Origin of the sequence: Nitrosopumilus sp. b2, assembly GCF_014078535.1 — an archaeon.
In the GTDB taxonomy this organism is placed as follows: domain Archaea; phylum Thermoproteota; class Nitrososphaeria; order Nitrososphaerales; family Nitrosopumilaceae; genus Nitrosopumilus; species Nitrosopumilus piranensis.
In genome coordinates this window covers 493,083-517,406 of the sequence record NZ_MU078702.1, presented here as the reverse complement: position 1 = coordinate 517,406, position 24,324 = coordinate 493,083, and the positions used below count along the sequence as shown (strand labels likewise).

Here is a 24,324-nt window from a genome sequence, read left to right as displayed (position 1 = left end):
GAACCAGAAATCTAGAACGACTCAGGTGTTTTAGACGGCAAAAGTAGACGATCTAGATCTTCAGATTTTATCAGAATTATCTAACGATGCATCTATTTCAGTTCCACGTTTATCAAAAAAAATCAATGTAAACTCATCAGTAGTATATTCAAGAATCAAAAGATTAGTAAAAAGAAAATTAATTGAACGATTTACAATTGTTGTAAATGATGCTGAGTTGGGATACAATGTTAAAGCATTAACTGGAATCAATATGGACACAAAAAAACGTGATCATATAATTTCAGAATTATTCAAGATTGACGGAGTAAGAGAAGTGGCAGAAGTTACTGGAAGATTTGATATTCTTGTTACAATGTATTCAAAATCATTGGATCAGATGCATAAAATGGTCTCAGAGAGAATTGGAAGGATTGAAGGCATTCAGTCTTCAGAGTCGTTTATTGAGATGAAATCACGTGCCAAAGCAATGCCATATATGCCATCAAAGGATAGTGATTAATGTTGCAGAAACAAAAGTCAGAATCCAGGGTTGCAGTATACTATGAGTTAACAAAGCCCAAAATTTGGTACTTGTTGGTATTTACTGCATTTGGAGCTGCTTTAACAGCATCTAATATTTACGGGATTGAAATTGCCCCATCAACATGGGCACTAATGTTATTTTCAGTTGCTGCAGGTTCTGCTGCAGCTAATACTTTGACAAATTATCACGATAGAGATATCGATGCAATTATGGAAAGAACAAAAGGCAGACCACTTCCATCAAAAAGGATTTATCCTGCAGTCAAAGCACGAAATTTTGGATTAGCATTAGCTGGAATTTCACTGGTATTAGCATTTGGAATTTCATTTACAACCACATTAGAACAAGGAACATGGGCAACTGCATTCATAGCATTTGGATTACTAAACAATGTTCTTGTTTACTCTTATGCATTAAAACGAAATTCAAGGACTAACATAATTTTAGGAGGATTATGTGGTGGTTCACCACCAATGATTGGATGGGTTGCAGTAACAATGTCAGACTTGTGGACTATGGGACTTGCAATGGCAGGATTAGTTTTCATTTGGATTCCAATGCATATTTGGGCACTAACATTACATTTCAAAGATGATTACAATAAAGTAAATGTTCCAATGCTGACAGCAGTACAATCAGAAAAAACATCTGCAAGAGCAATAGCTGGATCAACAGTAGTTATGGTATTATTTTCAATTGCACCATTTTTCATAACCACTCAAAGTGGAGAGGAGATGGTAGGAGGAGTTTATCTATGGACTGCAATTGCATCAGGTGCTTTGATGATTGCATTATCAATATGGGTAATTGTAAAACCTATGGAAAAGGCATCATGGACTTTGTTTAAATTTTCTAGTCCATATTTGGCAGTATTGTTTATTGCATTAATGGTTGATTCTGCATTATAAGATACTACTATTTTCATCTAAACTATTAAGCTCTTTTGTGATTGTAGTGTGTTTGTTAACTAATTCCTCAAGTTCATTTTGTAATTCAGTTGAATTCCATTTTGATGAAATTAACGCAGACAGTTTTGCAACAATGTTCCATTGAACATTATTTTGCTCATCAATTAATTCTAAGAATCGTTTTCCTTTCTCATCGTCATTCATGATTTTTGTCACATAATTCAATGATAAAAATCTGTAGTAGGTAATTATATAATTTCAAAGTTTTATTAAGAAATTATCAATTATTTGATTATCATGCAGTGTAGTATTTCAGAATGTAAATCAAAAGCAATTCAGACAGTAAAGATTAGTTTTAGAGAAACTAGAAATCTTTGCAAAGAACACTTGAAATTGTTTCAAAATAAGGATAAAGAACACATGACATTTTTTACTAAGGCCTCAGAACTCAAATGAATTCAATCTGAATATTTTCAAATTTTAAAATTATTGAAAGATTTAACATCTACTATTTTTAAACTAACATATGGCTATTAAGAAAAAAACCAAAACAAAAAAGAAGCCAGTCAAAAAAACAATTTCCAAACCAAAAACTACAAAATCTAAAACTACAACAAAATCTTCTTCAAAAAAACCAGAGTTTGAAAAAGCCTGGAAAGAATATAATTCTGCATTAAATGGATGGAAAGAATCTCTAGCACAATGGCAAAAAGCCACCAATGAGACTTTAATGACATATCATGATGCATGTCAAAAAGCAGTTGAGTCAGATGCAGAACTTTTGAAAAAAGTTAGTTCAAGTTGGGAAAGTACTTGGGAAGAAATTGGTCCTGAATATATCAAACAGCAAACAAAAATGATTGAAAACATATTCAAAGAAACCAACATTGAATCAATCAAAAAATTTAATGATCAGTGGGAAAAATTCCTTAAAACCTCAGGAGATGATTCAATCACGGCATATCAAGAAGCCATAAAGAAATTCAACCAAGCATGGCAATCAGGTCAAATGTAGTTTTAAAAATTATGACTTTTTCATTTTTACAATACGAAATACTTTGCAATTACAAATAGAACAAAATCCTTTCATGGCAGGTCTTCCATTTTTCATAGTTGTTTCTTCAGGGTTTTTGATTTTTCTCTTTGCTCTACATTTAACACAATAAGCCTCAAGAGAATTGGAGTTTAGAGAAACTTTGTTGGAATGACTATCAAGCCTTTTCTCAATGTCATCTAATTTTTTATTTTGTTTTTGTAATGTTTGAATGATTTCATGTTCAATATCTGCAGATTCCAATTTTTCAATTTCTTTTTCTAATTCATGTACTTTTGAAATCTGTTCTTGTGTAGGTTCATCAGATGGAGGATGCGATTTTGAAAATAATTCATTTTCCAATTCATCAATTTGATCTTGTAGATCATCAATTTCAGAAATTTGTTCAGATTCAGGTTCCTCTTTGGGTTCAGATTTGATTTTAGGGATTGGCTTGTTAGATAGTTTTGTTTCTAATTCATCAATTTGTTTCTGAAGTTCATCTAATTGTGCAAATTGTTTAGGAGTAGCTTCTTCAGGTTCATAAATTGCTTCTGTAGCATGTTCTATTTCTTCAAAAACTTCTTTTGTAGATTCTTTTGGTAATGAACCTCTAGGACTTGGTGGAGGTGGCTGTGATTCTAATTCTTGAATTTGTTTTTCTAATTGTTCGAATCTAGCTAGTTGTTCAGGAGTAGCTTCTTCTTCAGGTTCAGGTTTGGATCGTGATTCTAATTCTTGAATTTGTTTTTCTAATTGTTCGAATCTAGCTAGTTGTTCAGGAGTAGCTTCTTCCTCTTTTATCTCTGGAATTTTTTCTTGTTCAACAACAGGTTCTGGTGCTAAATCAAGTTCCTGAGGAAGCTCTTCTACAGATTCTTTTGGTAATGAACCTCTAGGACTTGGTGGAGGTGGTTCTGGAATTTTTTCTTGTTCAACAACAGGTTCTGGTGCTAATTCTGGTTCAAGCAATCCCAGATTAGACACATTAGGTAGATCGCCTAAATAATCTAATTTGACTTTGTTTCCATCAATTCGTAAAAATGGTTCACCATTTATTGAAAAGGTTTGAATTTTGTGTCCTTTTTTCCAAGAGTTTTTTGTACTGTAAATTGTTACATAAGAAATACCATTTTTTATATCAGATGAAATAGCAAGTCGATCAATAGGTTTTCCTTTAGTTATGCCTTGATCTGTATCTCTATGTCTAATAGCAATCGAAATCAAGTGTTGTGTATCATAACTGACCTCAGAAATTAGATAGTCAGCCCATTTATCCATTATAAAAAATAGTGATTATTTTCTAGTAAATAAGCGAGTCTAAATCAAAATAATCAGTGTTTGGACCTAAAAAATAAGATTATAATTGGTTTTACAAAACAATATTCAAATGGAGATTTCTGTAGAACCATGGAAAAAACTAATAATTCATGAAGTAATTGAATACAAATTTGATGATTGGGTAAAGCAAATAGCATTTAGCAGTAGATCATCGGGGGGTGCAATTCCTACAATGCAATGGACAAATGGAATCGTCTTCTCACCTGCAAATTTTCCAACAACAAATGCTACAGTTGAAGAGCAACTAAAAGGAATACTACATTGGTCATCAGTATCATTTGCAATAAAAGAAAAATTTGAAAAACAAATAGTCAAAGAAAATGCTACAATAAATTTAGTGGATGTAAGTGTAAACAAAATTTTCAAAGAATTGGCAATTAGTTTAAAATCACAATCAAAATTTAAAAATCTTGAATCTGGCAATAATCAATGAATATTGAAAAGGCACTTGATGATTGTAAAATTTATCTAAATCAGATAAAACAATATGATCCTGATCCATTTTACGTTAAGCATTTTTTCAATAAATTCATAGATTCTGTAAATATAATTTTAGAAGGTATTTTTGAAGAAGCAAACAGAGATTTTGGGCTATTCATAACAGAAAAAATATCGTATGAAGGATTTCATCAAAAAGCAAAAACAAAGAACGATGTTAAAGCAGTTAGATTTTCAGAATGGTATAAAGATAAATTTAATCAAGAACATAGTAGTAAACTTCCAAAAATGATAAAAAAAATTTGTGACTTAAAAAAATATCATAACACATTGCCTGAAATAAAAATTATGATGAGAGCTCAAGATCGATATGAGGATGATATTAATCAACAAATCATGGTTGGATTAAGTCATGAGAAATTACGTTCAAAAGAGGAATTGAAAATTGAGATGAAAAGACAATTACCATTATTTTTAGAGGTAATTAATCACAAAAGAAAAGAAAAAAGTGAGCCTAGCGTAGGTGAAAATCAAGTAATCACTTCAGCATTTATTGGTGTTGAAGATGTTTTTGAAATTGCATATGCAGCAGAAATTTACATTCCAGTATTAGAACGAATAGTTGAAGAGTCAAGGAAAAAAATTAAAGAATTAACAACTTGGGATTAAATTAATCTAAAAAACCAAAAATGGGATGTTCATTTTTTATTTTAATTATTGGAAAATATGAAAAACCATGATCAATAGTATCTGAGAATTCAGGATTTTTTCCTTGATTACCTTGATACTTTAAGAAATTTTTTGTGGGTTCTGAGTCTAATTCAACATAATTGAAATTATAATAAACTTCATCCATGTCTAAAGAAGTAATGTAACCAAGTACCCAAGATTTTTTTCTAGGTAATGCAAATAATGTCAAATTTTGTTCATCTGGAAATTCAGGATCATATGTTAGCCTAGCTAGACTACCTAGATCTTTTACATGAATAGGATGAAACTGATCTATGATTTTTTCTTCTTTTTTAGGCAAGGGAGAAATTTCTGATTCCATATGCACAATAGGAGCATAATGAGAAATATTTTTTGTCGACTCTACAATTTCACAAATTTCTTTTCTGCCTGTTATCTGATAAGATATGTATCGTCCAGATTTTTTTAGAGGAGTATAAAAAATCAACAGAGTATTAGCAAGAATCACACTACATGAAACAACTCTTTCCCCACCAAATTCCTGTGAATAAACTCGTTGTGGATATTCTCTAAAAGCACAAGCATATCGTGCCAAATCATCAAAACTAGCTAATTCAACAAAGCATTCATTTTGAGAAATGGTCATAAAAAATTAAGAATAGTTGATATTTTTATTCTTTCAAGATTTATGTGGATTTTGGCCACATTGAGCCCCATGTTTCAGTGAATTTTTTCATCATTTCACCATATGCATTCATCTGTTCCAATCCAGATGAACTTAGACTCTTTTGCCAATTTTCAACAAATTGTTTGAAAGTTGACATGTTACTGTCATTGAGAGCTTTTTGCCAATTCTCACTAAATTCTTTGAAAGAATTCATTCCAGCATCGGTCATTGCTTTTTGCCAGTTCTCTACAAATAATTTCATGGTTTCATTACTAGATTCAATGCTAGCTTTTTCCCAAACTTCATTAAATTTAGATTGCATTTCATTACTGGCAGTTTGAATTTGCTCAAAAAGAGATTTCCAATTTTCAAGAGATTTTGTATATTCTTGCCATAATGAATCCCACTCATTATTTTTTTCTTGTTCAGACATTAACTGAAGATGGTATTCATTATTCTTAAATGGTTCCCTAAGAATTAAAAAAATTATTTTTGTCGATTTTTTAATCTTTTTTCCATTCGGATTTTTCCTTCTTCAAATTTGACTCGATCTTCATCTGTTTTTAAAGAAAGCTTTGGAACATGCATAGGCTTTCCATTTTTATCCAAGGCTACAAAGGTTACAAAAGCAGTTCCAGTTACAGTTCTAATTCCAGTAACAATATCTTCAGCCTCTGCTCTAACTTCTATTTCCATAGAAGAATTATGAACATAGTTTATTCTAGCATTTAATGAAAGAACATTTCCAACAAAAACAGGTTTTAGAAAATTTACACTATCCATAGATACAGTAACAGCATTTGACTGTGAATGTCTTTGAGCAACAATTCCAGCAACCATGTCAATATGTTTTAAAATTTCACCACCAAATACATTTCCAGCTGGATTTGCATCAGAAGGAAACATTCTAACAATTACTTCAGCATGGGATTCAGATGGGCTCTTTTCTCTAAGATTTGATTCAGACGACATTTTACCTAGAATAATTCTAATTTATCCAAATTTAATTTAATCAGTTGATTTTGATTATTTGAAATATTTTTCAAGTTTAATTTTATTGATTTTTGGGATTTTTGCCAATTCAAATCCTTCAGGACGTTTTGATAGAGATCTGGTTGCATCAATACCCATTTTTGCAGTTTGTAATTTCTTTTGATTACTTGATGGATCAAGGCTAGAACCACGTACATTTTTGAGAATTACAAGATCTTTATCTGCTTGGAATCTTGTAGCCATTGCATATTCCACAGATTCTGCATCATTAGGATCAATATCATCATCAACTACTGTAACTTGTTTTAATGAACGATGCGATTCAAATGTTTTTTTAATTATTTTTTTTGCATCAGATTCATTTTTCTTTTTTATTTGAACAACTGCATGCAACCAATTACACCCACCATTGGTCATGGAAACTTGTTGTGTTTGTTTGAATGCTTTTTTCAAATCCCCATTTAATTTTGATTCAATTGGCATTCCCATTAACAATCGATGTTCTGAATAACCAGATAATACATCATGAAAAATTGGGTTATTTCTAAAATACAAATTTTCAAGTTCAAAAATAGGTTGAGATCTTTTATGATCATAGGTTTGGAGCATTTCAACCATCCATTCAGGATGAGTTTTATCCTGAAGAATTTTTCCTTCCATAACAATTTCTGAACCAGATGGCACATTTAGTCCAGTATACGGAAGTTTTGTCAAAGTTAATTTTCCACCCAATAATGAATTGGCAATAGCAATCTCATCTTTGCCCCATTGTGCTTGATATGCACCAGCAATAGAAATTGCAGGGTGAACACCAACAGTAATCGCAATTTTTAGATCTTCCCCATGTTCTTTAGCATCAACAAAACATCGATGTAAATGACGACCTTCAACCATTCTTATTGAAAAATGGTTTTTGTCAATTGGCATCATTCTATGAAACGATGAATTTTGTTTTCCAGTTTCGGGATTCTTGACATATGCAATTGAAGATGTGATAAATGGGCCTGATTCCTTCTCAAAATGAGTAACAATAGGCATAGAAAAGAGATTTTTTGATTTGTTTTCTTGGAATTTCCCTGATGAAATAATTTTAGGGGGTCTTGCTTTGTTTATAGCTGAAATTACTTTCTCATGAATGTTATTTTCTGTTCCACCAACTGCAAGAGCAAATCTCTTTCTAGTTCCAACTAGATTAGCAATTAAATGGAAATTACTTTCTTTGATATTTTCAAATAACACTGCATGCGAACCGTCTACTTTAGCAATGATTCCAGCAATTTCATATTTTGTTGAAACTTTGGTTTTTACAATTTTAAGTTCCTTATTTTTCTTAATTTTAGAAATATAATTTCTTAAGTCACTCATTCTCAATCATCTCCATAATTTCAGACATTAAGTCTTTTGCAGTATTAGGTTCTAATTCTTTTTGTATAAATGCAGAAACTAATGCAATTCCTCGCATTCTAGTACTAATTCGTTCAGCAACAAGTTTCAGAAAAAGAGATTCGGTTCTAGAAGGAATTATGGTAGTTGTAACAGGAGTAGGACCAGTGGCCATTGAAGCCACCATAGAGCCTATTTTATTAGAACCCTCAGATATAGAAATAAAATATCCATTTTCAAATTTTTGAATGTTTAAAGAAAAATTTCGGCCCTCCAAATTTACCAATTTTTGGAAAAATCCATTTGGAGAGTTCAATAAGCTATGAACAAGTCTTATGCTTTTATTGCTATTGATTCACTTTCTTGGGAAGCATCAAGCAAAGTAGGATTTTTCTTGCAGTTCTTTTCATGTTTGTCTGGATAGACAAATAATTTTTCACAGTATTTGCATGGAGTTTTTTCCTTAGACTTTGTTGTTTTAGTTTTTGCAGTTTTTGCTTTGGATTTTGCTTTTACTGCAATTTCTTCAACTTCTGGTTGAACTTCTGTAACTGATTTTGCTTCAATAGAATCAGCCTCAACTCTTGCACGTAGTTTGGCTTTGTATTTCAAATTACGTGGTTTAGTTCTTAATCTATAGCCACAGCATGGACACCATAGTCCTTCCCATTTGATGAATATTTCACAAATTTGACATCGACGTTGTCCAGAAGCATATCTTCCAGTTCCAACAGGCTTTTGAGCCTTATATCTTACACAAATTCCTTTACAAGTCATCTTGGTAGTTTAATATAGAATTCATAAGTATATAAGGATGGATCGATAAAATTTAGAAAAAAAGTATCAGAAAGTTGTAATAATTTTACATAATTTTACGATCAGTAGAATTAGTTTCAAGGAAAAACAAGAAATCATCAATAAATATGTATAGCTTGTTTGAATTTCGGTTTTTTTGAAAAAATGATATGTATCAATATAGTTGTTTGATAAAAAATTTCAGTTTTTCTTAAAAAATAGAAGAAATTCATATAGTATTACTAAAAATTCGAAACCAAGGGTAGATAACTAACCAGTAATAGACAAAGGCAAAATGGAATGGCGGTAACCATCTCGTTGAGAGATGTATTTTGCAGATAACATATCTCGTTTTCCTCTTTGATTAAAATTCTTGATTTTCATACTGGTCTTCCTTTCATCAACAAATTCTAATTCAAAAGATGAACAAAATTGTATATTTAGCATAGCTACAATTTGTTTTGCAATTCCCATATTACCATTTCCAATCTTAACGATTTTTCTTTTAGCCCTAAGACCACCTAGAACCCGAATAATATGAATAACTAATTTCTCTGCAGATGGATGAAATGAGCTCTCAATTTCTTTCCCATAGTAAAATATAGATAAACCAGTTCTTTCTCCAGGATCAATTCCTAGAATCAGATCATCTTCCTCAAAATCAAGATTTAGTTTTTGCATCATTAGTCCCCTAATGACAGTAGGATGATGCTCAAAAATATCCTCGTGAAGAAGTGGGGTTTCACAAGTTTTTGGGGATTCCTTACGAGTTGTTAGAACAAGATGACCTGAATAGTTTTGTATTTCTTCAGGTAAAATTGAATCAAATGATAGTTTAAGTGCCTTCAGATATGTTGAAAATCTATAGTACGGTTTACCGTAAGAAGTGGCAATTCCAATACGAGAATTAAGTAAGGGATCGATATTTGACAAAATGAAATATAGGATTTAGGGTTATGCCTTCAAAACAGTTGACACGACATGTTTCACTGCTTCATCAAAATTTGCATCAATTTTTGATTGGATTTCAGATAATTTAGCCTCACCTTCTTGAGCAATTTTTGCAGATTCAGCAGTTGCTTTTTCTTTTGAAGCATTTATCAAAACTTCGGCTTCTTTGGTTGCCATCTCTCTGGTTTTTTCCATGAGAAAATCTATTTCGTTTTGAGCCTTTACTGAAAGTTGTTTTTTCATATCTCCAACTTTACTGTTTAAGGAATCAATTTCATCTTCTAAGACATTTAGAGATTTAATAATTCCAGTGACTTTGGATTCTGCCATACTCATTACACTCGAATTTCAGCAATTCCATTAATTAAATCATTCATTTTTAGGTCAATTTTAGGCACAAAATAAAAGGTCATCCAGTAGTCAATAGCAAAATTGCCCTAGCAAGATCGCCTTTTGCTTCTTCTAATGCATTTTTAGCCTTTTCTTCATCAACACCTGCTTGCTGACTGACAAGTTGAATATCTTCTTCAGAGAAGATAGGAACCTCTAATTCTCTCTCCTCATAACTATCAGCAGTTACAGTAAAAATTGAATTATCTTTAGCTTTCATTTCAGTAACAGAAGGTTTCGAAATAATAATCTCTTTTTTATCAGTCTTTATGATAACTTCCTGGACATTAGAAAGTTCATTCATATCAAGACCCATCTTATCCATCATCCTTCGCATTTCGCGATTGCCTCCGCGCATCATAATTCTTTTTCCTCTTTACGACTTTTTAAACTATCTCTAACCTTTACAGCCACACCTCGATCAAAATCAGAAATCATTTCATATGATAAAACAGCCCTACCTACTGCAATTACTTTATTTTTGAATAAAACAGGGGTGTCACCTGAGATTCTAACATTTTTTCCACATTTTACAACATGTTTACAAAATACAGATCTTCCTTCTTGTACAAAAGGCGCTGCATCTTTGTTTATCTCTACACAATTCTCTCTAAACGTTTTACTCTTCAAGAGTATTTGTGCAAGATAAGGACTAATTGCCAAACCACCATCAATTCTTAATGTGCATAATAGTTTTCCTTCATGTAGAACAGTTCTAATTCTGCCAGTTTTCCTTGAAAAAGTCATTTCAATATCTTTAGGCAGGAATTTAGAAACATCACTTCCAAACAAGGCATCAATAGAATTACGGAGTTTTAAAACATGGTCCATATTTTGCCTTCAATTGATTCTAAATATTAGTTCAATGATTATACATATCAAAATATTAAAACTATATAGAATGGCTTTTTCTCTTTAGTTTATGGAAGAAAGGGAGGAAACAAGGAAAATCCAGTTTACAGGTAAATCATCATACATAGTTTCATTACCAAAACAATGGATTATGGATTTAGGCTTAAAACAAGGGGATCAAATTAGAATGGTAAGAAAAGGTTCATCAACACTAGAACTATATCCTCCAAAATTTGAATCACGAAGTCCGAAAAAAGAAGAAGCGATAATTGAAATTAATCCAGAAGAAAAGGCATCCTCAATTGTTAGAAAATTAATTTCACTTTATTTTTTAGGGTTTAAGACAATTAATGTAAAACCAAAAGATGGAAGGTTAAGTCCTGTTCAGAGAAATACAGTAAAAGAGGCCGTTAAACGAATGTTGATGGGATCAGAAATTATTTCTGATTCCAGTGTAGGCATTACAGTACAAGTTCTAGTTAATTTATTAGAGTTATCAGTAGACGGAGCATTCAAAAGAATGATCCATTTGGCAAAATCAATGTCTAGTGATGCAATCTTAGCTGTAAAAGAAAACAATCTAGATTTGGCACAAGAGGTAATCAACACAGATGACGAGGTAGACAGATTTGGCTTTTATATTATTCGTCAATTAAAAATCGCAATTCAAAATGAACACATGTTAAAAGAAATGGGTTTTAGAAATCCGAGAAATTGTTTGGGATATAGATTAGTTGTAAAAAATATTGAAAGAGCAGGAGATCATGCAGCATTTATTGCAAAAGATCTTCTGGAATTCAAGAAATCAGTGAAAAAGGAGATTTTAGATAAATTACAAGACATGAATGAATTTTGTTTATCAGTACTAGATGATGCTTGCCTTGCATTGTTTAAAGAAGATTATTTACAGGCTGAAAAAACCATTGAAAAAACAAACAATATTGCAAAATATGAGAAAAAAGTCAGAGATGCCTCAAAATCACTCAAAGACGACGAGGAGATTTATAGAGTTAGAAGAATGACTGAAAATATAAGAAGAGTTTCAGAATATGCCAGCGATATTGCAGAAATAGTCCTGAATATGAATATCGAAAAAACAATCAAGAAAGCAGTATAGATTTTCAAAACAGGTAGAATCTTTAACCCAAATTATAGTAGAACCATAGAATCAAAATGAAATCGGCTATTTTAATCACATATGATAAAGATGACATAATTAATGAAGCAAAAGGGCTTTGTGATGCAGCAGGATTACAGGTAGTCCATACAATTAAGCAGAAATTTTTGAAAAAGCCAAAGTATGGCATAAGCGGTGGAATTTTAGAGAATCTGGAAGAGATTTCAGAAAAAATTAGACCAGATGTGATTGTGTTTGATGAGGTTTTAAAACCAAGTCAAAATTATAACTTAGCATCAGTTTTACACAGAGAAATTTTAGATAGAGAAGCACTGATTCTTGAAATTTTTGAAAGTAGGGCATCAAGTGCAGAATCAAAATTGCAAGTAAAGTTAGCTCAATTAAGGTATGAGATGGCCAGAGCAAAAGAAAAAGTTCGACTTTCAAGTATGGGAGAGCAACCAGGGTTTATGGGAATAGGAAAATTTGAAGTTGATGTTTACTATAATGACATTAAACATAGAATGCAGACAATTAGATCCAAGCTAGAAAAAGCTGGAAAGCAAAGAGAGTTACACAGACAAGGACGAAAAAGAATGGGATTCAAAACAATTTCACTTGCAGGTTATACTTCAGCAGGAAAAACAACCTTGTTTAACAAGATGACAGGAGAAACAAGAGATCAAAGTAGTGAATTGTTTACAACACTTTCAACTACTACAAGACGAGTTACGATTAACCAAGTACCATTTTTAATTTCAGATACAGTTGGTTTTATCAGTAAATTACCAGCTTACATGATTGATGCATTCAAATCTACATTAGAGGAATTAGGTCATACAGATATCATCATTGTAATAATTGATATCAGTGATCCATTATTTGAATTAAAAAAGAAATTTTCTAGTTGTATGAGAACATTAAGTGAACTAGGGGTTGAAAAAGACAGAATGATTTACGCATTAAATAAATCAGATTTACTAAAAGAAAATGAAATTGAAGAAAAAATAGAGACATTAAATTTAGTAGATAATAAAAAATGGATTCCAGTTTCTGCAAAAACTGGTAAAAATGTAAAACAACTAAAAGAATTGATTAAAGATATTTTGGAAAGTTATGATTCACACGTATTTGAAAATAGGTTAGGGGCTGAAAAAACATATGGAAATTGAAGTAGTCCGAATTGGTCAAAGACTAGTAAGAGATGATAGAGTTACAACACATGTGGCATTAGTATCAAGAGCATTTGGAGCCAAAAAAATCTTCATGACAGAAATTAATCCAGAGATAAAAGATACTTTGAGAAAAATCAATGAAACATGGGGAGGGAATTTCTCAGTTGAATTTATTGAAAAATGGAAACCAATTATTAAAAAGAAAAAAGAGGAAAATTTCAAGATAATTCATCTTTCAATGTATGGTGAAAAAATTAATGATGCTCAAGAAAAAATTCGAAAAGAAAAAAAATTGTTAGTGGTGGTAGGGGCAGAAAAAGTACCCAGAGAAATTTATGAGATGGCAGATTATAACATAGGAATTGGGAGTCAGCCTCATTCTGAAATAAGTGCTCTTGCCATACTTTTAGATCGAATTCAAGAAGGTCAACAATTTGAGAAAGAATTTCCAGATGCAAAACGGAAGATTATACCCACAAAAGTAGGTAAAAATGTACAAGTAAAGGAAACAAGGGATTAATAATAGAAAATTGGGAAAAGATTAGAGTTGGTAGACAAATACGAAGATCCTTTTGTTAGAATAGCCTCAATGATTGGAGGAGATGAATATCTCAAAGTAGCTCGTTCATTACTAAAAGCAGAAGATGCAACTGATGAAGAAATTGCAAGTTCAACAGGGCTTAGAATCAATATGGTAAGAAAAGTATTGTATGATCTTTTTGGAAAATCCCTAATCACAGGGATTAGAGTAAAAGATGAGAGAAAGGGGTGGTTTGTTTACAGATGGAGAACAAGAAGAGAAGAAGTTGAACATTTTATTGAAAATCAGAAAAAGAAAATTGAAGAGAGATTACAACAAAGATTAGATTATGAAAATGCATCTGATTTTTATCATTGTGGAAATGAAGATTGTTCAAGAGTAACCTTTGAAGATGCACTTGAAGGTATGTTCAAATGTCCATCATGCGGAAATGTTCTAAATCTAAAAAAGAACGATAAGTCTAAAAAGGCATATCAAAAGAAAATTGATGAAATCAAAAAAGATATGCAGCAGATTTTCTAAGCATTTTTGGAAATAAGTTAAATAGAAAGTTAGGGTAGTTTTTTTATGTCTCAAGATTCAGAATCATCAGTTTGTAATATTTTCAAAGATAATTCATCTAAAATAATCAATAAATTAGAAATGCAAATTCCGTCTCATTTTCAAATATATTCAGACATGTATAAAGAATATCTACATCTATTAGATGACATATTTGGAACATGTATAATTTCTGAAAAAGAATTTTTTGAAAAAATGAATACTGACAAAAACTCTATGAAAAATATAAAGTCATTTTCTGATAGTCTAACAGATTTTTGGATAAAGCAGATTGATAATTATGATAATTATCTGAAATGGTACTCTCAAATGAGAATTTCAGGCATGAAATCATATGATCAATTTGTGCATATTATGATGGATTCATACTCAAAATCACTTTCAAATTTTAGTACTAACTTTGAAGATTAAGTTACAAATTAAATAGGAGAAATCATTCTCAAAAAACCTTGAGTCAGATCACTACAGTCAATCCTGCAACAGGTGAGAATATCAATACATTTTCACCAATGGGTAGAGATCAGGTTTTTGAATTAGTTAGAAAAGCAAAAAGAGCATTTCCTGAGTGGAAAAAAGATTATGAAAAGCGTAGAAGTTACATTTACAATTTAGTTGAATATCTAAAGAAAAACAAAACAGAGTTAGCAAAAATTGCAACTAGTGAAATGGGAAAAGCACTCAAAGAATCAATTGGTGAAGTTGAAAAATGTGCTTGGGCATTGGAATTTTATGCAGATCATGGAGATAGCTTCCTTTCTGATGAAGTATTAAACACAGATGCAAGAAAGAGTTTTCTGACTTTTGAGCCATTAGGGGTAATTGGTTCTATTATGCCATGGAATTTTCCATATTGGCAAGCTCTGAGATTTGCAGCTCCATGTTTGATGGCAGGAAATGTAATTGTGATGAAACCATCAAGAATTACTATGCAATCAGGAATCGAAATTGAAAAAGCATTCACAGAAGCAGGGATACCAGAAGGAGTGTTTTCAACCGTAGTAGGAAGTGTAGATTCTGCAAATCATCTTATTGATTCAGATGTTAATGCTGTAACATTTACTGGGAGTACTAATGCAGGAGCAAAAGTGGGGGAAAGGGCCGCCATGAATCTAAAGAAATGTGTTTTAGAATTAGGGGGAAGTGATCCATTCATAGTTTTAGATGATGCAATTATCGAAAAAGCTGCTGAAGGGGCAGTCAAAGGCAGGTTTATCAATTGTGGGCAAAGTTGCGTAGCATCTAAAAGATTTTTTGTAGGCAAGAATATAGCTAAAGACTTTATTGAATTATTTATCAAAAAAGCATCTCAACTCAAAGTAGGAGATCCAATGTCAATGGATACAGATGTCGGTCCAATATCCAGTAAAGGCGGGTTAGAGACAATTTCTGGAATTGTTGAGGATGCAAAGGCAAAGGGTGCTAAAGTGTTACTAGGAGGAGACAAGATTGAAGGTAATGGATATTTCTACCAACCAACAATTCTTACAAACATTAAACCCGATATGAGAATTGCAAAAGAGGAAACATTTGGACCAGTTGCACCAATAACAATTGTTGAAAACGAAAGCGAGGCAATCAAATTAGCAAATGATAGTGAATTTGGATTGGGTGCAAGTATTTGGACAAAAGATCTTGCAAAAGCAGATAAAATGTCAAGAAGAATTGAATCTGGAATTGTTAGTGTAAATAATGTAGTTATTTCAGATCCAAGAATTCCATTCGGCGGAATAAAACATAGTGGTTTTGGAAGAGAGCTATCCAGATATGGAATGCTGGAATTTGTAAATCTAAAATCAGTTAGATTCTATGACAACTTAACACATCATCATTACGTAGAATAATTTTCTATAATTGAAATTATGAGTATCCTTTAAGTATAATTTTAGCGCACTATATACTGACGAGTACACTCGATGACGTGTATTGTTGAGTGAAGATCAAAGAGATCTTTGGGAACGCCTTGAGCTTTGAAATACATCCAGGGTTCATGATTCCTCTGGGACAAGGTCCTCGTCATATTCTTCATCATCTTCACATTCTTCTAATTCTACATGAGTTGGGGTTCCATCATCAGCAAAGAAGATTTCAATACAAATATCAGTGGCCAATGTAGATGCTAAAGATTCGACCAATTCTTTTGGAAAATTTCCCAAGCGGCCAGTATCAGATGAATATCTATACTCTGTAACCTGATCATCATGATAGAAATCTACCTCAATATCTCCATTGGCAAATTTTCTTACAGCAATTACTTGACCAAATATACTATGAGTCAAGCCTAGTTTCCTTGAGCAGCAACATCTCGGGTTAGATTTTCAGCAAGTTCTTCATAGTGTTTGCGGGATTTTCCCAAGTCTTTGAGTTTTTCTGCTTCAATCTCGTTTAATTGACCATCGACTTTTTGTGCAACATATTGCAAGCGAGCTTCTGCCATCATGAACAAGCGATTATTTTCTTTCCAGAGATGTTCTGTAATATGTTCAACATACTGCTGCATATCACTAACTAATTTTGAAGAATCGCCTGAAGAAAGATATTCTTTTGCAGATGCTTCCATGTTTGCTCCAATTTCTCTAGAACGTTCATGATCCATCAACATCATTGCAATTGGACCCATGTTTTTTGGCATTCCAGCTTGTTCTAGGGCAGGAAATAAAGAATTTTCTTCTTTACTATGATGACATACATCTGTAAAGTTTTTTGAAAAATCAATAACAGGTAATAGAATAGATTCAGGAATTTTTTTATTTTCATTTAATAATTGAATGGTTGCGTCCATTGCTTTGATAACTTTTTCAATTAAATCATGATCACGTCTTAATGATGTAGTTGACATAATAAATTCAAATTAATTCCAGTATCTATATCTTATTTTTTTAAAAATAATTAAAATATAGAAATTAGTTAACGATAATTCGTTAACAAATGGGTTTAACGATTAGAAAGGCTTTTTGATTTTACAAATGCCCAAATCTTTTTGGTCATTTCACTAGGGGCAATTGGTTTTTTACCAAATATTTGTTCAGCAGTTTCTTTGCGACCTGCAAAACTAATAGCATATCCGCCAAATGCTGGTTTCTTTGCTTTTGATTTAGTAGATTTCTTTTTTGGTGCTGCCTTCTTTTTTGTGGTAGTTTTTCTTTTGGTTGTTTTCTTTTTTACCGCCAATTTCTTGTAGTTGTATTTCAAATAAAGTATAAGAACTTAGAGCTTTTCGTAATGTAAAACTAGATGATTTTTGAGCCTCTTTACAGATTTAAGTCTAAGATTTGGGGAATTGGAAATTTTACTAAATCCTGAACCACCTACATAGGAAATAGCATCTTCACCGCCAACTAAGAATGGAGATAGAGTCACTATCATTTCATCAAAAAGTTTGTGTTTAACAAATTCCCAATTTACAGTTCCCCCACCTTCAACTAGTATTGTTTTGATTTTCTTTTTTGATAGTTTTTTTAATAATAATTTTAGATTAACATAATCTTTTCCAGTAATAATTATCTCAATAGGAAATTTCTGTAACTTTTCAAGATTTTTTTGTGGAATTTTTTTTGATACTGCAATTATAGTTGGAATTTTATCACATGATTGTAAAATTTTTGATTTTTTTGAAATAGTTCCTTGAGAATCTAAAATAATTCTAATTGGATTTTTTCCTTTAGCATATCGAACAGTTAAAATTGGATCATCACAAGAGACAGTATTTTTTCCAACAAGAATTGCGTCTACTTTAGAACGTAATTTATGTAGTCTTTTAATATCTTCTTTTGATGAAAGTTTTGAATCATTTGTTTTAGTTGCAATCTTTCCATCAATGGATATTGCTGTACTAAGAATTATGCGGGGTCTAGAGTTTTCCATGTACAATTTTCCCTCCAATCATTACTGCTTTTATTGTAGATTCAGATGCTCTATGAACAATTGATGCGTATGGATCATGCATTGGTTCCAAGTCTAATGCATGTTTGTTAAGAAATATACAATCTGCAATTTTTCCTGTTTCAATAATTCCGATATCTTTTTTCAATATTTTTCCACCATTTACGGTAGACATTTTTAGAATATCTTTAGGGTTGATTCTTTTTTTATGAATGCCCATTGTTACTTTCCAAAGATAATCCATTTCTCTAAACATATCAGGTGAGTTTATCATGACATTATCTGTGCCTAACGCTAGAGTACAACCAGCATTTTGCATTAAAGTAATGTCAGGAATTCCTTCAGCCAACGAAGAATTAGCCCTTGGACAAATGACAATTCCTCTAATTTTTTTTGCTGCAACATGAAGGTCATTTTTTGATGCATAAGTCATGTGAACAAGAAAATGAGGCTTGAGGGATAATGCCCTAATTGTTTCAGATTTTCCAGTCATTTTTTTGGATCTAGAAACACTTTGTTTGGTTTCAGAAGAATGAATTGCTCTAATCTTTGATGTTTTTGAATAGTGATTTAGAACTGAGTTACTATTCTCATTTGCGCCACTGATTCCAATTCCATCACATTTCTGAAGGATTAGTGGTAATTCCTTAGATTTTTCTTTAGAAATAGGTAGATTTTTTTTGATTTCAGTTGGGTTTTGATAAAAATCTACTCGCCCCAAAATAATTGAACGTATAGGAATTTCAGATAATGTTTTTTTTAATAAAAGAACACCATCTAAGCCACCTTCCCTAAAATCAACAAAAGTGGTGATTCCTTTTCTAATCATGGAGTGACAAGTATTTTTCATAAAATCAGTAAGATTCTCAGGAGGAGTATTTTTTAGAATTTTTGATTTAGCCCCAAAAACTGGATGTATTTTTTTGTCTACTGAACTATCTAGTGTAACATCTTTTCCAATAGAATCACCAATATGAGTATGTGCATTAATGAATCCAGGAATTAGTAAAAGCCCTTGACAATCAATAAACTCTTCTTTAACATTAGGTTTAATGTTGGGTTGAATTTGTTTAAATTTTCCATTTTGGATTTGAATATTTGTTTCAGAAATATAGTCTAATTCTTTTCCTAAAAGAGTACTGATGTTTTTGATTAACATGATAATTCATAAACTTCAGGTTTTTCTTTCCCTGAATCTCGAATTTCACGAATTGTATCTAATGATTTTGTGGCTAATTTTACAGCATCTCTACATGTTTTTGCATTACCAATTCCACAATTCAAAGAAATTTTATCGTCATTTTTTATCATATTAATAAAATCTTGCACAGAGTTTTTTGCATCATTACTTGCAACCACCATAAAATTATCACCACCCATGAAAAATGTAAGTGAATTTTTTTGTAGAAAATATGTTGACATTTTGGAGTAAAGTTGAAAAATTATTGATGAAATTTCATATGGTGAATTTGTTGTTCTTTTAGAAGTAAGATCATCTACATCCAAATGCATTATAGTAACAGTAGAATCAGTTGTCTCATTTACAAAACCAAAAATGTTGTATTGTTTATCTAAAACAATTTCATTTTTCTTTCCCTCATATGCCTTCAAATTTGCATCAAAGGGAGACTCAGCAAATCCAATTGAAATGGTAAGGCGTATATCAAAGGATTTTTCTAGTATTTTTTGAATTTGGATATGATCTTCTAATCCAAGGCCATTTGAAACAGCAAAAAATTCATCAGACCTATTAAGAAAAACAAGGCAATTTTTTTCAGAAAATAATTTTTGTACTTGTTTGTATAGAGAAGCCTGAAGCATTTGTAGTTCATGTTCTCTGTCACTACCCAGAGTTAATGTCCATGGACCATAACCAGTTATTTTCAAAATACTTAGTTGAATCATTTTTGAATCCTTTTTAGTTCTGAGGAGATTTTCAATACTGCTTCTACTGCACGTTCAGCTACTGGTCTTATCCTGGCATGTGCATGTCTTTCTTGCATTCCAGGACCAGAAATTCCTAAAGATACAGGTTTTTTGTATTTTATAGATAAATCAGTAAGTGCTTGAGCAGCTGCATGAGAGATAACCTCATCATGTTTTGTTTGTCCCTTGATAATTGCACCCAAAGTGACTACAGCATCAACATCATTTTTCTGCAAAAGGGCATCAACAATAATAGGCATGTCATAGGCACCAGGTACAGAACAGGTATGAATTATTTTTAATTTTAAAGAATCTGCTTTTTCTTGTGCCACCAAAAGCATTCTAGATGTCACTTTGTCATTGAATTCCGAGATCACTATCGCAATATTCAAAATTAATGCACCTTAGCGTATTCTAATAGTTCTTTTCCATCAATTAATGGAATTCCATTTTGTTTTCCAAATTTTTCTGCTTTATCAACTGATAATGCAGTATATGTTTCAGCATCCATCATTTCACATATTGCAGTTACTGGAATCAAACCAGCAATTTGTGCAAGATATACAGACATTTCTGTATGCCCTTGACGTGCAGCCAACAAGCCTTTTGATGCGATCAGCAAGGGAACATGTCCTGGAGTTTTAAAAGACGATGCAAATTTTTTCTGTTTATTTTCAACATTGTAGATATTTGCCATTTCACGTATTGTTAAAGATCTGTCATTATCAGTAATTCCAGTATACGTCTGATAGTGATTTACAGATAATGAAAAGGTGGGGTGATCACCATAAGGAGCTAATCCCATAATCATTTCCTTGTTTGGTATTAAGGAATCAGATAGAATTTCATGCATGTATTTTAATTCAAGTGATTTTGCAAAATTATTATCTATTGCAATACAAAGCAATCCACCAGCATGCTGACGCATTCTAGCAACATGTTCTGAGGTTACAAATTCTGCAGCTACTACCATATCAATCTCATTTTCCCTTCCAGCAGAATCAAACAAAAGTACAAACTCACCTCTTTTTAGAGATTGTAATGCAGATTCAAGAGACATAAACAAAAAAATCTTCAAACTGATTATAAAGTTTACTAAAAAATTGGTAATTACTACTAAAATGGTAGATTATTATGTTTATTTTAGAATGTATTTCCCAAGAATGTCAGTTTCAATATTAACTTTGTCGCCTACTTTCTTGGTTTGAAAATTTGTAACTTCAATTGTATGAGGGATTAATGAAACAGATGCAAGATTATTTTTAATATCAACTACAGTCAAACTAATTCCATCAACTGCAATAGAGCCTTTTTTGACAACATATTTTGCTAATTTCTTAGGTATTTCAAACCAAACTTGAACTTCTTTAGGTTTTTTTGAAATTTTTTTGACTACTCCTACTCCATCAACATGACCTAAAACAAAATGACCTTCTAATCTATCTCCAGCTTTTAAGCTGCGTTCAATGTTTACAATCCCACCAACTTTAAGATTTCCAAGATCAGTTTTTTTTGTTGTCTCTTCAATCATTTCAAACATACAATTAGATTTTGATAATTTTGTTGCCGTTAGGCAAACACCGTTTAATGCAACACTTTGACCAATTTTTAACCCCTTGGCATGCTTTCCTAAATTCACAGTCATTTGAATTGCACTTCTATTTTTTGTATTTTTAGAAATTTTTTCGATCTTACCTATTCCTTCAATAATACCTGTAAACAATAAAACTATCTACAAATTCGTGTATAAAATGATTTAGATAATTTTAATTTAAGTTTATTTTTTATCTAATTTCTTAAATTCATTTTCACAAACTTGATGGAAAAGAGAACATTTGTTTTCTTTTGCATCCATCTTAATTTTTTCCATATCTTTGTTAAGAATTCCTTGTGCTGCCAAAAATGCATTATCACTCTGACCCAATTTTTCAAATAATTTAGATTTGGCAGGTGGTATCTCTTTTAGTCCAGAATCAACTAGTTGTGCTTGATCGTAAAAGTCTATGGCAGTTTCATAATTTCCCAAATGGCTATGAGATATAGCCTTATTCATCAAGGCTGTGACATCGTTTGGATCTATCGCTAGTACTTTATCATAATATTCAAGGGCATTCTCATGTCGATTTAATTCATTCAAGGACAATCCCTTACTGTTAAGTGTCCAAGTATCATGTGGGTTGGAGGATAGAATCTGATCACATAATTTTAAAACTTGTTCATATTGATTTAGGCTTTCTAGAGCATAAATTTTATTTTTTAATGCATATGTATCAAATTCTTTGATTTCAAGAACTTTGTCACAATATGTTATGGCCTCCTGATACTTTTTTAAATGAATCAAAGCCAGACAGAGATTTTGTAGTGCAACCATATCATTAGGGATTTTTTCAAGTAGACCTTTACAATAGTTACACATCTCCTCGTATTTTCCTGCATTAAACATTCTAGTAATTACATTACTGGGATCTAACAGATTTACCATTTCTAATAATTAGAATAAAAATTCATTATCTTTAACCTATTCTAAAAGAGGAAAATATTTTTAGTTATTTTAAGACCTTACGAATGGTATCGTTTAAGACTTTGGAATAACTGTAAGATGCTTGTTCTTGTTGAATCAATTTTGCTTGACGAAGTCGTAGTTTCTTGTCTATGTCGTCATCAATCATTATGGTTACTCGTTTAGCCATCTTATACTAATTTATGATAATTATAATATATAACTATATGAAATATCCCAAAAATGGGAATTAATCATTTATGCGTGAAATAACGTGTTCAATATTAAATGGTTTTTGAATTACAGGTACGTTTAATTTTTCTTCAGTTTGACTACTTGTATCAGCTGTAACTGCAATGATTCGTACTTTAGGTTCATTCTCTTGAATTTACTTAATTGCATAAACTCTAGAACCGATAGGCAAGCTTTCAACAGAACATTTTCAAATATCGTTAAAAGTTATCAAAGAAAATTCTAAATTAGATATCAATAAACTAGAAAAAGAATGTTTAGAAGAAATATTCCAAGTAAAAAAAAATAAAAGAAAATTATCAAATTACTATTATTGATTCAAAACTAGTTCACTTTATTTTTGATGTATTTGGAAATGACGAAATTAGGAAAATTATTCCTAGTCTTTTAAAAAGTGAAAGTAAGAAAATATCAAAAATTCAATGCGTTTTCCAAGAAATTTTAATTGATGTCAAAAAGGAGAAATTTACAGTAAGTGCAATTGTAAATAAAAAAATATTTGAAAATAGCACTGTAATGAAATCAATTATTAAAAATCTAGAATAGCCTATTTAACAAGATCAAGGAGTGCCTTTGCTTGTTTAAAATGAACTTCATCAATCATTTTTCCATCAACGGTAGTAGCACCTTTTCCTTTTTTTGTTGATGCAAGATAGGTTTTACAAACTTTTTCTGCCCACAAAATTTCACTTTTGTTTGGATGAAATAATTTATGAGTTACAGAAATGTGATCTGGATGAATGATACTTTTTCCTGAATAACCTAAACTTTTTCCAACTTTACAATCTTTTTCTAATCCCTTCGAGTCTTTGAGATCTTGCCAAATGGCATCTATTGCTACAACACCTGCAGCATGTGCATCTACAGGGATTTTTCGTCTAGAGTATTTTGCTCCTTCAGAATCTTTAGTGTACTCCACACCAAGATCATTAAGAAGATCAAATACACCAAAAACTACTGCAACGATTCTTTTACTACTAGAAGCAATTTGATATGTATTAACAACACCTTCAGCAGATTCTATTGAAGGAATTAGTTGTATTGGTTTTAGTTTTCGCGTTTTCTCCAATCCTGAAATTATATTTTCAATTTTTTTCAATTCTTGTTTATTATTGACTTTAGGAATAACAATTCCATCGATTCCTTTTTGAACAATCTCTTTAAGATCAGACGGAATTTTGCTAGACAAAGGAGAATTTGTACGAACAAAAATTGAAGACTCGTATGATTTTCTAGATTTAAGTGCAGATTTGATTAATTTTCTTGCATTTACTTTTTCATTATCTGGTACAGAGTCCTCTAAATCAAAGCAAACAATATCAGCCTGTAGTTTTTTTGCTTTTTCAAGAAACCTAGGGTTGTTGCCAGGAACAAAAATAAGACTTCTGAAGAGCTGAGTCATTAAA

General features: G+C 31.5%; 36 protein-coding genes. 12 read left to right on the top strand and 24 right to left on the bottom strand.

Going from position 1 to position 24,324, the window contains the following annotated elements:
• The first annotated feature begins 94 nt into the window (after window positions 1-94).
• Entirely contained in the window at window positions 95-502 is a 408-nt protein-coding gene (locus C6989_RS03050; RefSeq protein ID WP_237087745.1) for an Lrp/AsnC family transcriptional regulator, read from the top strand.
• The gene (gene cyoE / locus C6989_RS03045) at window positions 502-1,434 is read left to right on the top strand and encodes a heme o synthase (RefSeq protein WP_237087700.1); all 933 of its coding nucleotides are present in this window, start codon (window positions 502-504) and stop codon (window positions 1,432-1,434) included. The genes C6989_RS03050 and cyoE overlap by 1 nt, the downstream gene beginning before the upstream one ends.
• Here cyoE and C6989_RS03040 read toward each other — a convergent pair.
• Window positions 1,429-1,638 carry a hypothetical protein gene (locus C6989_RS03040; protein WP_148702654.1) on the bottom strand — a complete coding sequence of 70 codons (210 nt, stop codon included), beginning with the start codon at window positions 1,636-1,638 and terminating at the stop codon, window positions 1,429-1,431. The two genes, cyoE and C6989_RS03040, sit on opposite strands and share 6 nt — an antisense overlap.
• 93 nt (window positions 1,639-1,731) lie before the next feature.
• Between C6989_RS03040 and C6989_RS03035 the strand changes: the two genes are divergently transcribed.
• Window positions 1,732-1,890 (top strand): hypothetical protein, encoded by a 159-nt coding sequence (locus C6989_RS03035; RefSeq protein WP_182126311.1) that lies wholly within the window; start codon window positions 1,732-1,734, stop codon window positions 1,888-1,890.
• 70 nt (window positions 1,891-1,960) lie between these two features.
• On the top strand, window positions 1,961-2,449 hold the full coding sequence (locus C6989_RS03030; protein ID WP_148702653.1) for a hypothetical protein: 489 nt from the start codon (window positions 1,961-1,963) through the stop codon (window positions 2,447-2,449).
• Window positions 2,450-2,458: 9 nt separating this feature from the next.
• Here the strand turns inward: C6989_RS03030 and C6989_RS10300 are convergent, their stop codons facing one another.
• On the bottom strand, window positions 2,459-2,662 hold the full coding sequence (locus C6989_RS10300) for a DUF5679 domain-containing protein (protein WP_148704094.1): 204 nt from the start codon (window positions 2,660-2,662) through the stop codon (window positions 2,459-2,461).
• A gap of 1,195 nt (window positions 2,663-3,857) precedes the next feature.
• Here C6989_RS10300 and C6989_RS03020 point away from each other — a divergent pair.
• Together C6989_RS03020 and C6989_RS03015 are read left to right on the top strand one after the other, a co-directional pair.
• Window positions 3,858-4,241 carry a hypothetical protein gene (locus C6989_RS03020; protein ID WP_148702652.1) on the top strand — a complete coding sequence of 128 codons (384 nt, stop codon included), beginning with the start codon at window positions 3,858-3,860 and terminating at the stop codon, window positions 4,239-4,241.
• The gene (locus C6989_RS03015; protein ID WP_182126310.1) at window positions 4,238-4,915 is read left to right on the top strand and encodes a hypothetical protein; all 678 of its coding nucleotides are present in this window, start codon (window positions 4,238-4,240) and stop codon (window positions 4,913-4,915) included. Before C6989_RS03020 ends, C6989_RS03015 begins: the two co-directional genes overlap by 4 nt.
• Before the next feature lies 1 nt (window position 4,916).
• Here C6989_RS03015 and C6989_RS03010 read toward each other — a convergent pair whose 3' ends face one another.
• The 10 genes from C6989_RS03010 to C6989_RS02965 form a co-directional block, all read right to left on the bottom strand.
• Window positions 4,917-5,582: a hypothetical protein gene (locus C6989_RS03010; protein ID WP_182126309.1), complete on the bottom strand. Its 666-nt coding sequence runs from the start codon at window positions 5,580-5,582 to the stop codon at window positions 4,917-4,919.
• Window positions 5,583-5,622: 40 nt separating this feature from the next.
• Entirely contained in the window at window positions 5,623-6,036 is a 414-nt protein-coding gene (locus C6989_RS03005; protein WP_148702649.1) for a hypothetical protein, read from the bottom strand.
• 53 nt (window positions 6,037-6,089) lie between these two features.
• The gene (locus C6989_RS03000) at window positions 6,090-6,575 is read right to left on the bottom strand and encodes an acyl-CoA thioesterase (RefSeq protein WP_182126308.1); all 486 of its coding nucleotides are present in this window, start codon (window positions 6,573-6,575) and stop codon (window positions 6,090-6,092) included.
• Between the two features lie 54 nt (window positions 6,576-6,629).
• Window positions 6,630-7,961: a UbiD family decarboxylase gene (locus tag C6989_RS02995; protein WP_182126307.1), complete on the bottom strand. Its 1,332-nt coding sequence runs from the start codon at window positions 7,959-7,961 to the stop codon at window positions 6,630-6,632.
• Window positions 7,954-8,295 (bottom strand): proteasome assembly chaperone 4, encoded by a 342-nt coding sequence (locus C6989_RS02990; RefSeq protein WP_148702646.1) that lies wholly within the window; start codon window positions 8,293-8,295, stop codon window positions 7,954-7,956. The genes C6989_RS02995 and C6989_RS02990 overlap by 8 nt, the downstream gene beginning before the upstream one ends.
• Window positions 8,296-8,312: 17 nt before the next feature.
• Window positions 8,313-8,756, bottom strand: coding sequence for a hypothetical protein (locus C6989_RS02985; RefSeq protein WP_148702645.1), 444 nt, complete (start codon window positions 8,754-8,756; stop codon window positions 8,313-8,315).
• A 288-nt stretch (window positions 8,757-9,044) separates the two neighbouring features.
• Entirely contained in the window at window positions 9,045-9,623 is a 579-nt protein-coding gene (locus C6989_RS02980; RefSeq protein WP_148704093.1) for a hypothetical protein, read from the bottom strand.
• Window positions 9,624-9,728: 105 nt separating this feature from the next.
• Window positions 9,729-10,055 carry a hypothetical protein gene (locus C6989_RS02975; RefSeq protein ID WP_182126306.1) on the bottom strand — a complete coding sequence of 109 codons (327 nt, stop codon included), beginning with the start codon at window positions 10,053-10,055 and terminating at the stop codon, window positions 9,729-9,731.
• Between the two features lie 79 nt (window positions 10,056-10,134).
• Entirely contained in the window at window positions 10,135-10,476 is a 342-nt protein-coding gene (locus C6989_RS02970) for a nascent polypeptide-associated complex protein (RefSeq protein ID WP_148702643.1), read from the bottom strand.
• Complete coding sequence (locus C6989_RS02965) at window positions 10,473-10,946, bottom strand: PUA domain-containing protein (protein WP_182126305.1); 474 nt, start codon at window positions 10,944-10,946, stop codon at window positions 10,473-10,475. The genes C6989_RS02970 and C6989_RS02965 overlap by 4 nt, the downstream gene beginning before the upstream one ends.
• A 91-nt stretch (window positions 10,947-11,037) precedes the next feature.
• Between C6989_RS02965 and C6989_RS02960 the strand changes: the two genes are divergently transcribed.
• The 6 genes from C6989_RS02960 to C6989_RS02935 are packed head-to-tail and all read left to right on the top strand — an operon-like array spanning window position 11,038 to window position 16,202.
• On the top strand, window positions 11,038-12,084 hold the full coding sequence (locus C6989_RS02960) for a phosphate signaling complex PhoU family protein (protein WP_182126304.1): 1,047 nt from the start codon (window positions 11,038-11,040) through the stop codon (window positions 12,082-12,084).
• Between the two features lie 56 nt (window positions 12,085-12,140).
• Window positions 12,141-13,256, top strand: a complete 1,116-nt coding sequence (hflX, locus tag C6989_RS02955; protein ID WP_148702640.1) for a GTPase HflX — start codon at window positions 12,141-12,143, stop codon at window positions 13,254-13,256.
• Window positions 13,246-13,779, top strand: coding sequence for a tRNA (cytidine(56)-2'-O)-methyltransferase (locus C6989_RS02950; RefSeq protein ID WP_148702639.1), 534 nt, complete (start codon window positions 13,246-13,248; stop codon window positions 13,777-13,779). The genes hflX and C6989_RS02950 overlap by 11 nt, the downstream gene beginning before the upstream one ends.
• A 27-nt stretch (window positions 13,780-13,806) precedes the next feature.
• Window positions 13,807-14,322, top strand: a complete 516-nt coding sequence (locus C6989_RS02945; protein WP_182126303.1) for a transcription factor — start codon at window positions 13,807-13,809, stop codon at window positions 14,320-14,322.
• A gap of 45 nt (window positions 14,323-14,367) precedes the next feature.
• Window positions 14,368-14,772, top strand: a complete 405-nt coding sequence (locus C6989_RS02940) for a hypothetical protein (RefSeq protein WP_148702638.1) — start codon at window positions 14,368-14,370, stop codon at window positions 14,770-14,772.
• A gap of 38 nt (window positions 14,773-14,810) precedes the next feature.
• Entirely contained in the window at window positions 14,811-16,202 is a 1,392-nt protein-coding gene (locus C6989_RS02935) for an NAD-dependent succinate-semialdehyde dehydrogenase (RefSeq protein WP_148702637.1), read from the top strand.
• A gap of 144 nt (window positions 16,203-16,346) precedes the next feature.
• Here the strand turns inward: C6989_RS02935 and C6989_RS02930 are convergent, their stop codons facing one another.
• The 12 genes from C6989_RS02930 to C6989_RS02875 form a co-directional block, all read right to left on the bottom strand.
• The gene (locus tag C6989_RS02930) at window positions 16,347-16,637 is read right to left on the bottom strand and encodes a hypothetical protein (protein WP_148702636.1); all 291 of its coding nucleotides are present in this window, start codon (window positions 16,635-16,637) and stop codon (window positions 16,347-16,349) included.
• Window positions 16,638-16,639: 2 nt separating this feature from the next.
• On the bottom strand, window positions 16,640-17,197 hold the full coding sequence (locus tag C6989_RS02925) for a hemerythrin domain-containing protein (protein ID WP_148702635.1): 558 nt from the start codon (window positions 17,195-17,197) through the stop codon (window positions 16,640-16,642).
• Between the two features lie 95 nt (window positions 17,198-17,292).
• Entirely contained in the window at window positions 17,293-17,529 is a 237-nt protein-coding gene (locus C6989_RS02920) for an SWIB-MDM2 domain-containing protein (RefSeq protein WP_148702634.1), read from the bottom strand.
• 36 nt (window positions 17,530-17,565) lie between these two features.
• The gene (locus tag C6989_RS02915) at window positions 17,566-18,222 is read right to left on the bottom strand and encodes a 2,5-diamino-6-(ribosylamino)-4(3H)-pyrimidinone 5'-phosphate reductase (RefSeq protein WP_182126302.1); all 657 of its coding nucleotides are present in this window, start codon (window positions 18,220-18,222) and stop codon (window positions 17,566-17,568) included.
• Complete coding sequence (locus C6989_RS02910; RefSeq protein ID WP_182126301.1) at window positions 18,209-19,399, bottom strand: amidohydrolase family protein; 1,191 nt, start codon at window positions 19,397-19,399, stop codon at window positions 18,209-18,211. The genes C6989_RS02915 and C6989_RS02910 overlap by 14 nt, the downstream gene beginning before the upstream one ends.
• The gene (locus tag C6989_RS02905; RefSeq protein WP_148702631.1) at window positions 19,393-20,145 is read right to left on the bottom strand and encodes a GTP cyclohydrolase IIa; all 753 of its coding nucleotides are present in this window, start codon (window positions 20,143-20,145) and stop codon (window positions 19,393-19,395) included. Before C6989_RS02905 ends, C6989_RS02910 begins: the two co-directional genes overlap by 7 nt.
• Window positions 20,142-20,558: a 6,7-dimethyl-8-ribityllumazine synthase gene (gene ribH, locus C6989_RS02900; RefSeq protein ID WP_148702630.1), complete on the bottom strand. Its 417-nt coding sequence runs from the start codon at window positions 20,556-20,558 to the stop codon at window positions 20,142-20,144. The genes C6989_RS02905 and ribH overlap by 4 nt, the downstream gene beginning before the upstream one ends.
• Window positions 20,559-20,560: 2 nt before the next feature.
• Window positions 20,561-21,226 (bottom strand): 3,4-dihydroxy-2-butanone-4-phosphate synthase, encoded by a 666-nt coding sequence (gene ribB / locus C6989_RS02895; protein ID WP_182126300.1) that lies wholly within the window; start codon window positions 21,224-21,226, stop codon window positions 20,561-20,563.
• Window positions 21,227-21,304: 78 nt separating this feature from the next.
• Window positions 21,305-21,889 carry a riboflavin synthase gene (locus C6989_RS02890; protein ID WP_182126299.1) on the bottom strand — a complete coding sequence of 195 codons (585 nt, stop codon included), beginning with the start codon at window positions 21,887-21,889 and terminating at the stop codon, window positions 21,305-21,307.
• A 54-nt stretch (window positions 21,890-21,943) separates the two neighbouring features.
• Entirely contained in the window at window positions 21,944-22,648 is a 705-nt protein-coding gene (locus C6989_RS02885) for a tetratricopeptide repeat protein (protein WP_182126298.1), read from the bottom strand.
• Window positions 22,649-22,712: 64 nt separating this feature from the next.
• On the bottom strand, window positions 22,713-22,856 hold the full coding sequence (locus C6989_RS02880; RefSeq protein WP_182126297.1) for a hypothetical protein: 144 nt from the start codon (window positions 22,854-22,856) through the stop codon (window positions 22,713-22,715).
• Window positions 22,857-23,465: 609 nt separating this feature from the next.
• A complete protein-coding gene (locus C6989_RS02875; protein WP_148702626.1) occupies window positions 23,466-24,320 on the bottom strand; it encodes an HpcH/HpaI aldolase/citrate lyase family protein in 855 nt (284 codons plus the stop codon).
• Window positions 24,321-24,324: the final 4 nt, after the last annotated feature.

Bases quoted from the DNA above. Each gene is read 5' to 3' on its own strand.
- ribB (WP_182126300.1), bottom strand. From the start codon at position 21,226: ATGTCTCTTGAATCTGCATTACAATCTCTAAAAAGAGGTGAGTTTGTA.
- C6989_RS02950 (WP_148702639.1), top strand. From the start codon at position 13,246: ATGGAAATTGAAGTAGTCCGAATTGGTCAAAGACTAGTAAGAGATGAT.
- C6989_RS02985 (WP_148702645.1), bottom strand. From the start codon at position 8,756: ATGACTTGTAAAGGAATTTGTGTAAGATATAAGGCTCAAAAGCCTGTT.
- C6989_RS02940 (WP_148702638.1), top strand. From the start codon at position 14,368: ATGTCTCAAGATTCAGAATCATCAGTTTGTAATATTTTCAAAGATAAT.
- C6989_RS02970 (WP_148702643.1), bottom strand. From the start codon at position 10,476: ATGATGCGCGGAGGCAATCGCGAAATGCGAAGGATGATGGATAAGATG.
- C6989_RS03010 (WP_182126309.1), bottom strand. From the start codon at position 5,582: ATGACCATTTCTCAAAATGAATGCTTTGTTGAATTAGCTAGTTTTGAT.
- C6989_RS02915 (WP_182126302.1), bottom strand. From the start codon at position 18,222: ATGGAAAACTCTAGACCCCGCATAATTCTTAGTACAGCAATATCCATT.
- C6989_RS03030 (WP_148702653.1), top strand. From the start codon at position 1,961: ATGGCTATTAAGAAAAAAACCAAAACAAAAAAGAAGCCAGTCAAAAAA.
- C6989_RS03040 (WP_148702654.1), bottom strand. From the start codon at position 1,638: ATGAATGACGATGAGAAAGGAAAACGATTCTTAGAATTAATTGATGAG.
- C6989_RS02875 (WP_148702626.1), bottom strand. From the start codon at position 24,320: ATGACTCAGCTCTTCAGAAGTCTTATTTTTGTTCCTGGCAACAACCCT.
- cyoE (WP_237087700.1), top strand. From the start codon at position 502: ATGTTGCAGAAACAAAAGTCAGAATCCAGGGTTGCAGTATACTATGAG.
- C6989_RS03015 (WP_182126310.1), top strand. From the start codon at position 4,238: ATGAATATTGAAAAGGCACTTGATGATTGTAAAATTTATCTAAATCAG.
- C6989_RS02910 (WP_182126301.1), bottom strand. From the start codon at position 19,399: ATGTTAATCAAAAACATCAGTACTCTTTTAGGAAAAGAATTAGACTAT.
- C6989_RS03005 (WP_148702649.1), bottom strand. From the start codon at position 6,036: ATGTCTGAACAAGAAAAAAATAATGAGTGGGATTCATTATGGCAAGAA.
- C6989_RS02885 (WP_182126298.1), bottom strand. From the start codon at position 22,648: ATGGTAAATCTGTTAGATCCCAGTAATGTAATTACTAGAATGTTTAAT.
- C6989_RS03035 (WP_182126311.1), top strand. From the start codon at position 1,732: ATGCAGTGTAGTATTTCAGAATGTAAATCAAAAGCAATTCAGACAGTA.
- C6989_RS02995 (WP_182126307.1), bottom strand. From the start codon at position 7,961: ATGAGTGACTTAAGAAATTATATTTCTAAAATTAAGAAAAATAAGGAA.
- C6989_RS02905 (WP_148702631.1), bottom strand. From the start codon at position 20,145: ATGATTCAACTAAGTATTTTGAAAATAACTGGTTATGGTCCATGGACA.
- C6989_RS02965 (WP_182126305.1), bottom strand. From the start codon at position 10,946: ATGGACCATGTTTTAAAACTCCGTAATTCTATTGATGCCTTGTTTGGA.
- C6989_RS02880 (WP_182126297.1), bottom strand. From the start codon at position 22,856: ATGGCTAAACGAGTAACCATAATGATTGATGACGACATAGACAAGAAA.
- C6989_RS02960 (WP_182126304.1), top strand. From the start codon at position 11,038: ATGGAAGAAAGGGAGGAAACAAGGAAAATCCAGTTTACAGGTAAATCA.
- C6989_RS02925 (WP_148702635.1), bottom strand. From the start codon at position 17,197: ATGTCAACTACATCATTAAGACGTGATCATGATTTAATTGAAAAAGTT.
- hflX (WP_148702640.1), top strand. From the start codon at position 12,141: ATGAAATCGGCTATTTTAATCACATATGATAAAGATGACATAATTAAT.
- C6989_RS03020 (WP_148702652.1), top strand. From the start codon at position 3,858: ATGGAGATTTCTGTAGAACCATGGAAAAAACTAATAATTCATGAAGTA.
- C6989_RS02975 (WP_182126306.1), bottom strand. From the start codon at position 10,055: ATGGCAGAATCCAAAGTCACTGGAATTATTAAATCTCTAAATGTCTTA.
- C6989_RS03000 (WP_182126308.1), bottom strand. From the start codon at position 6,575: ATGTCGTCTGAATCAAATCTTAGAGAAAAGAGCCCATCTGAATCCCAT.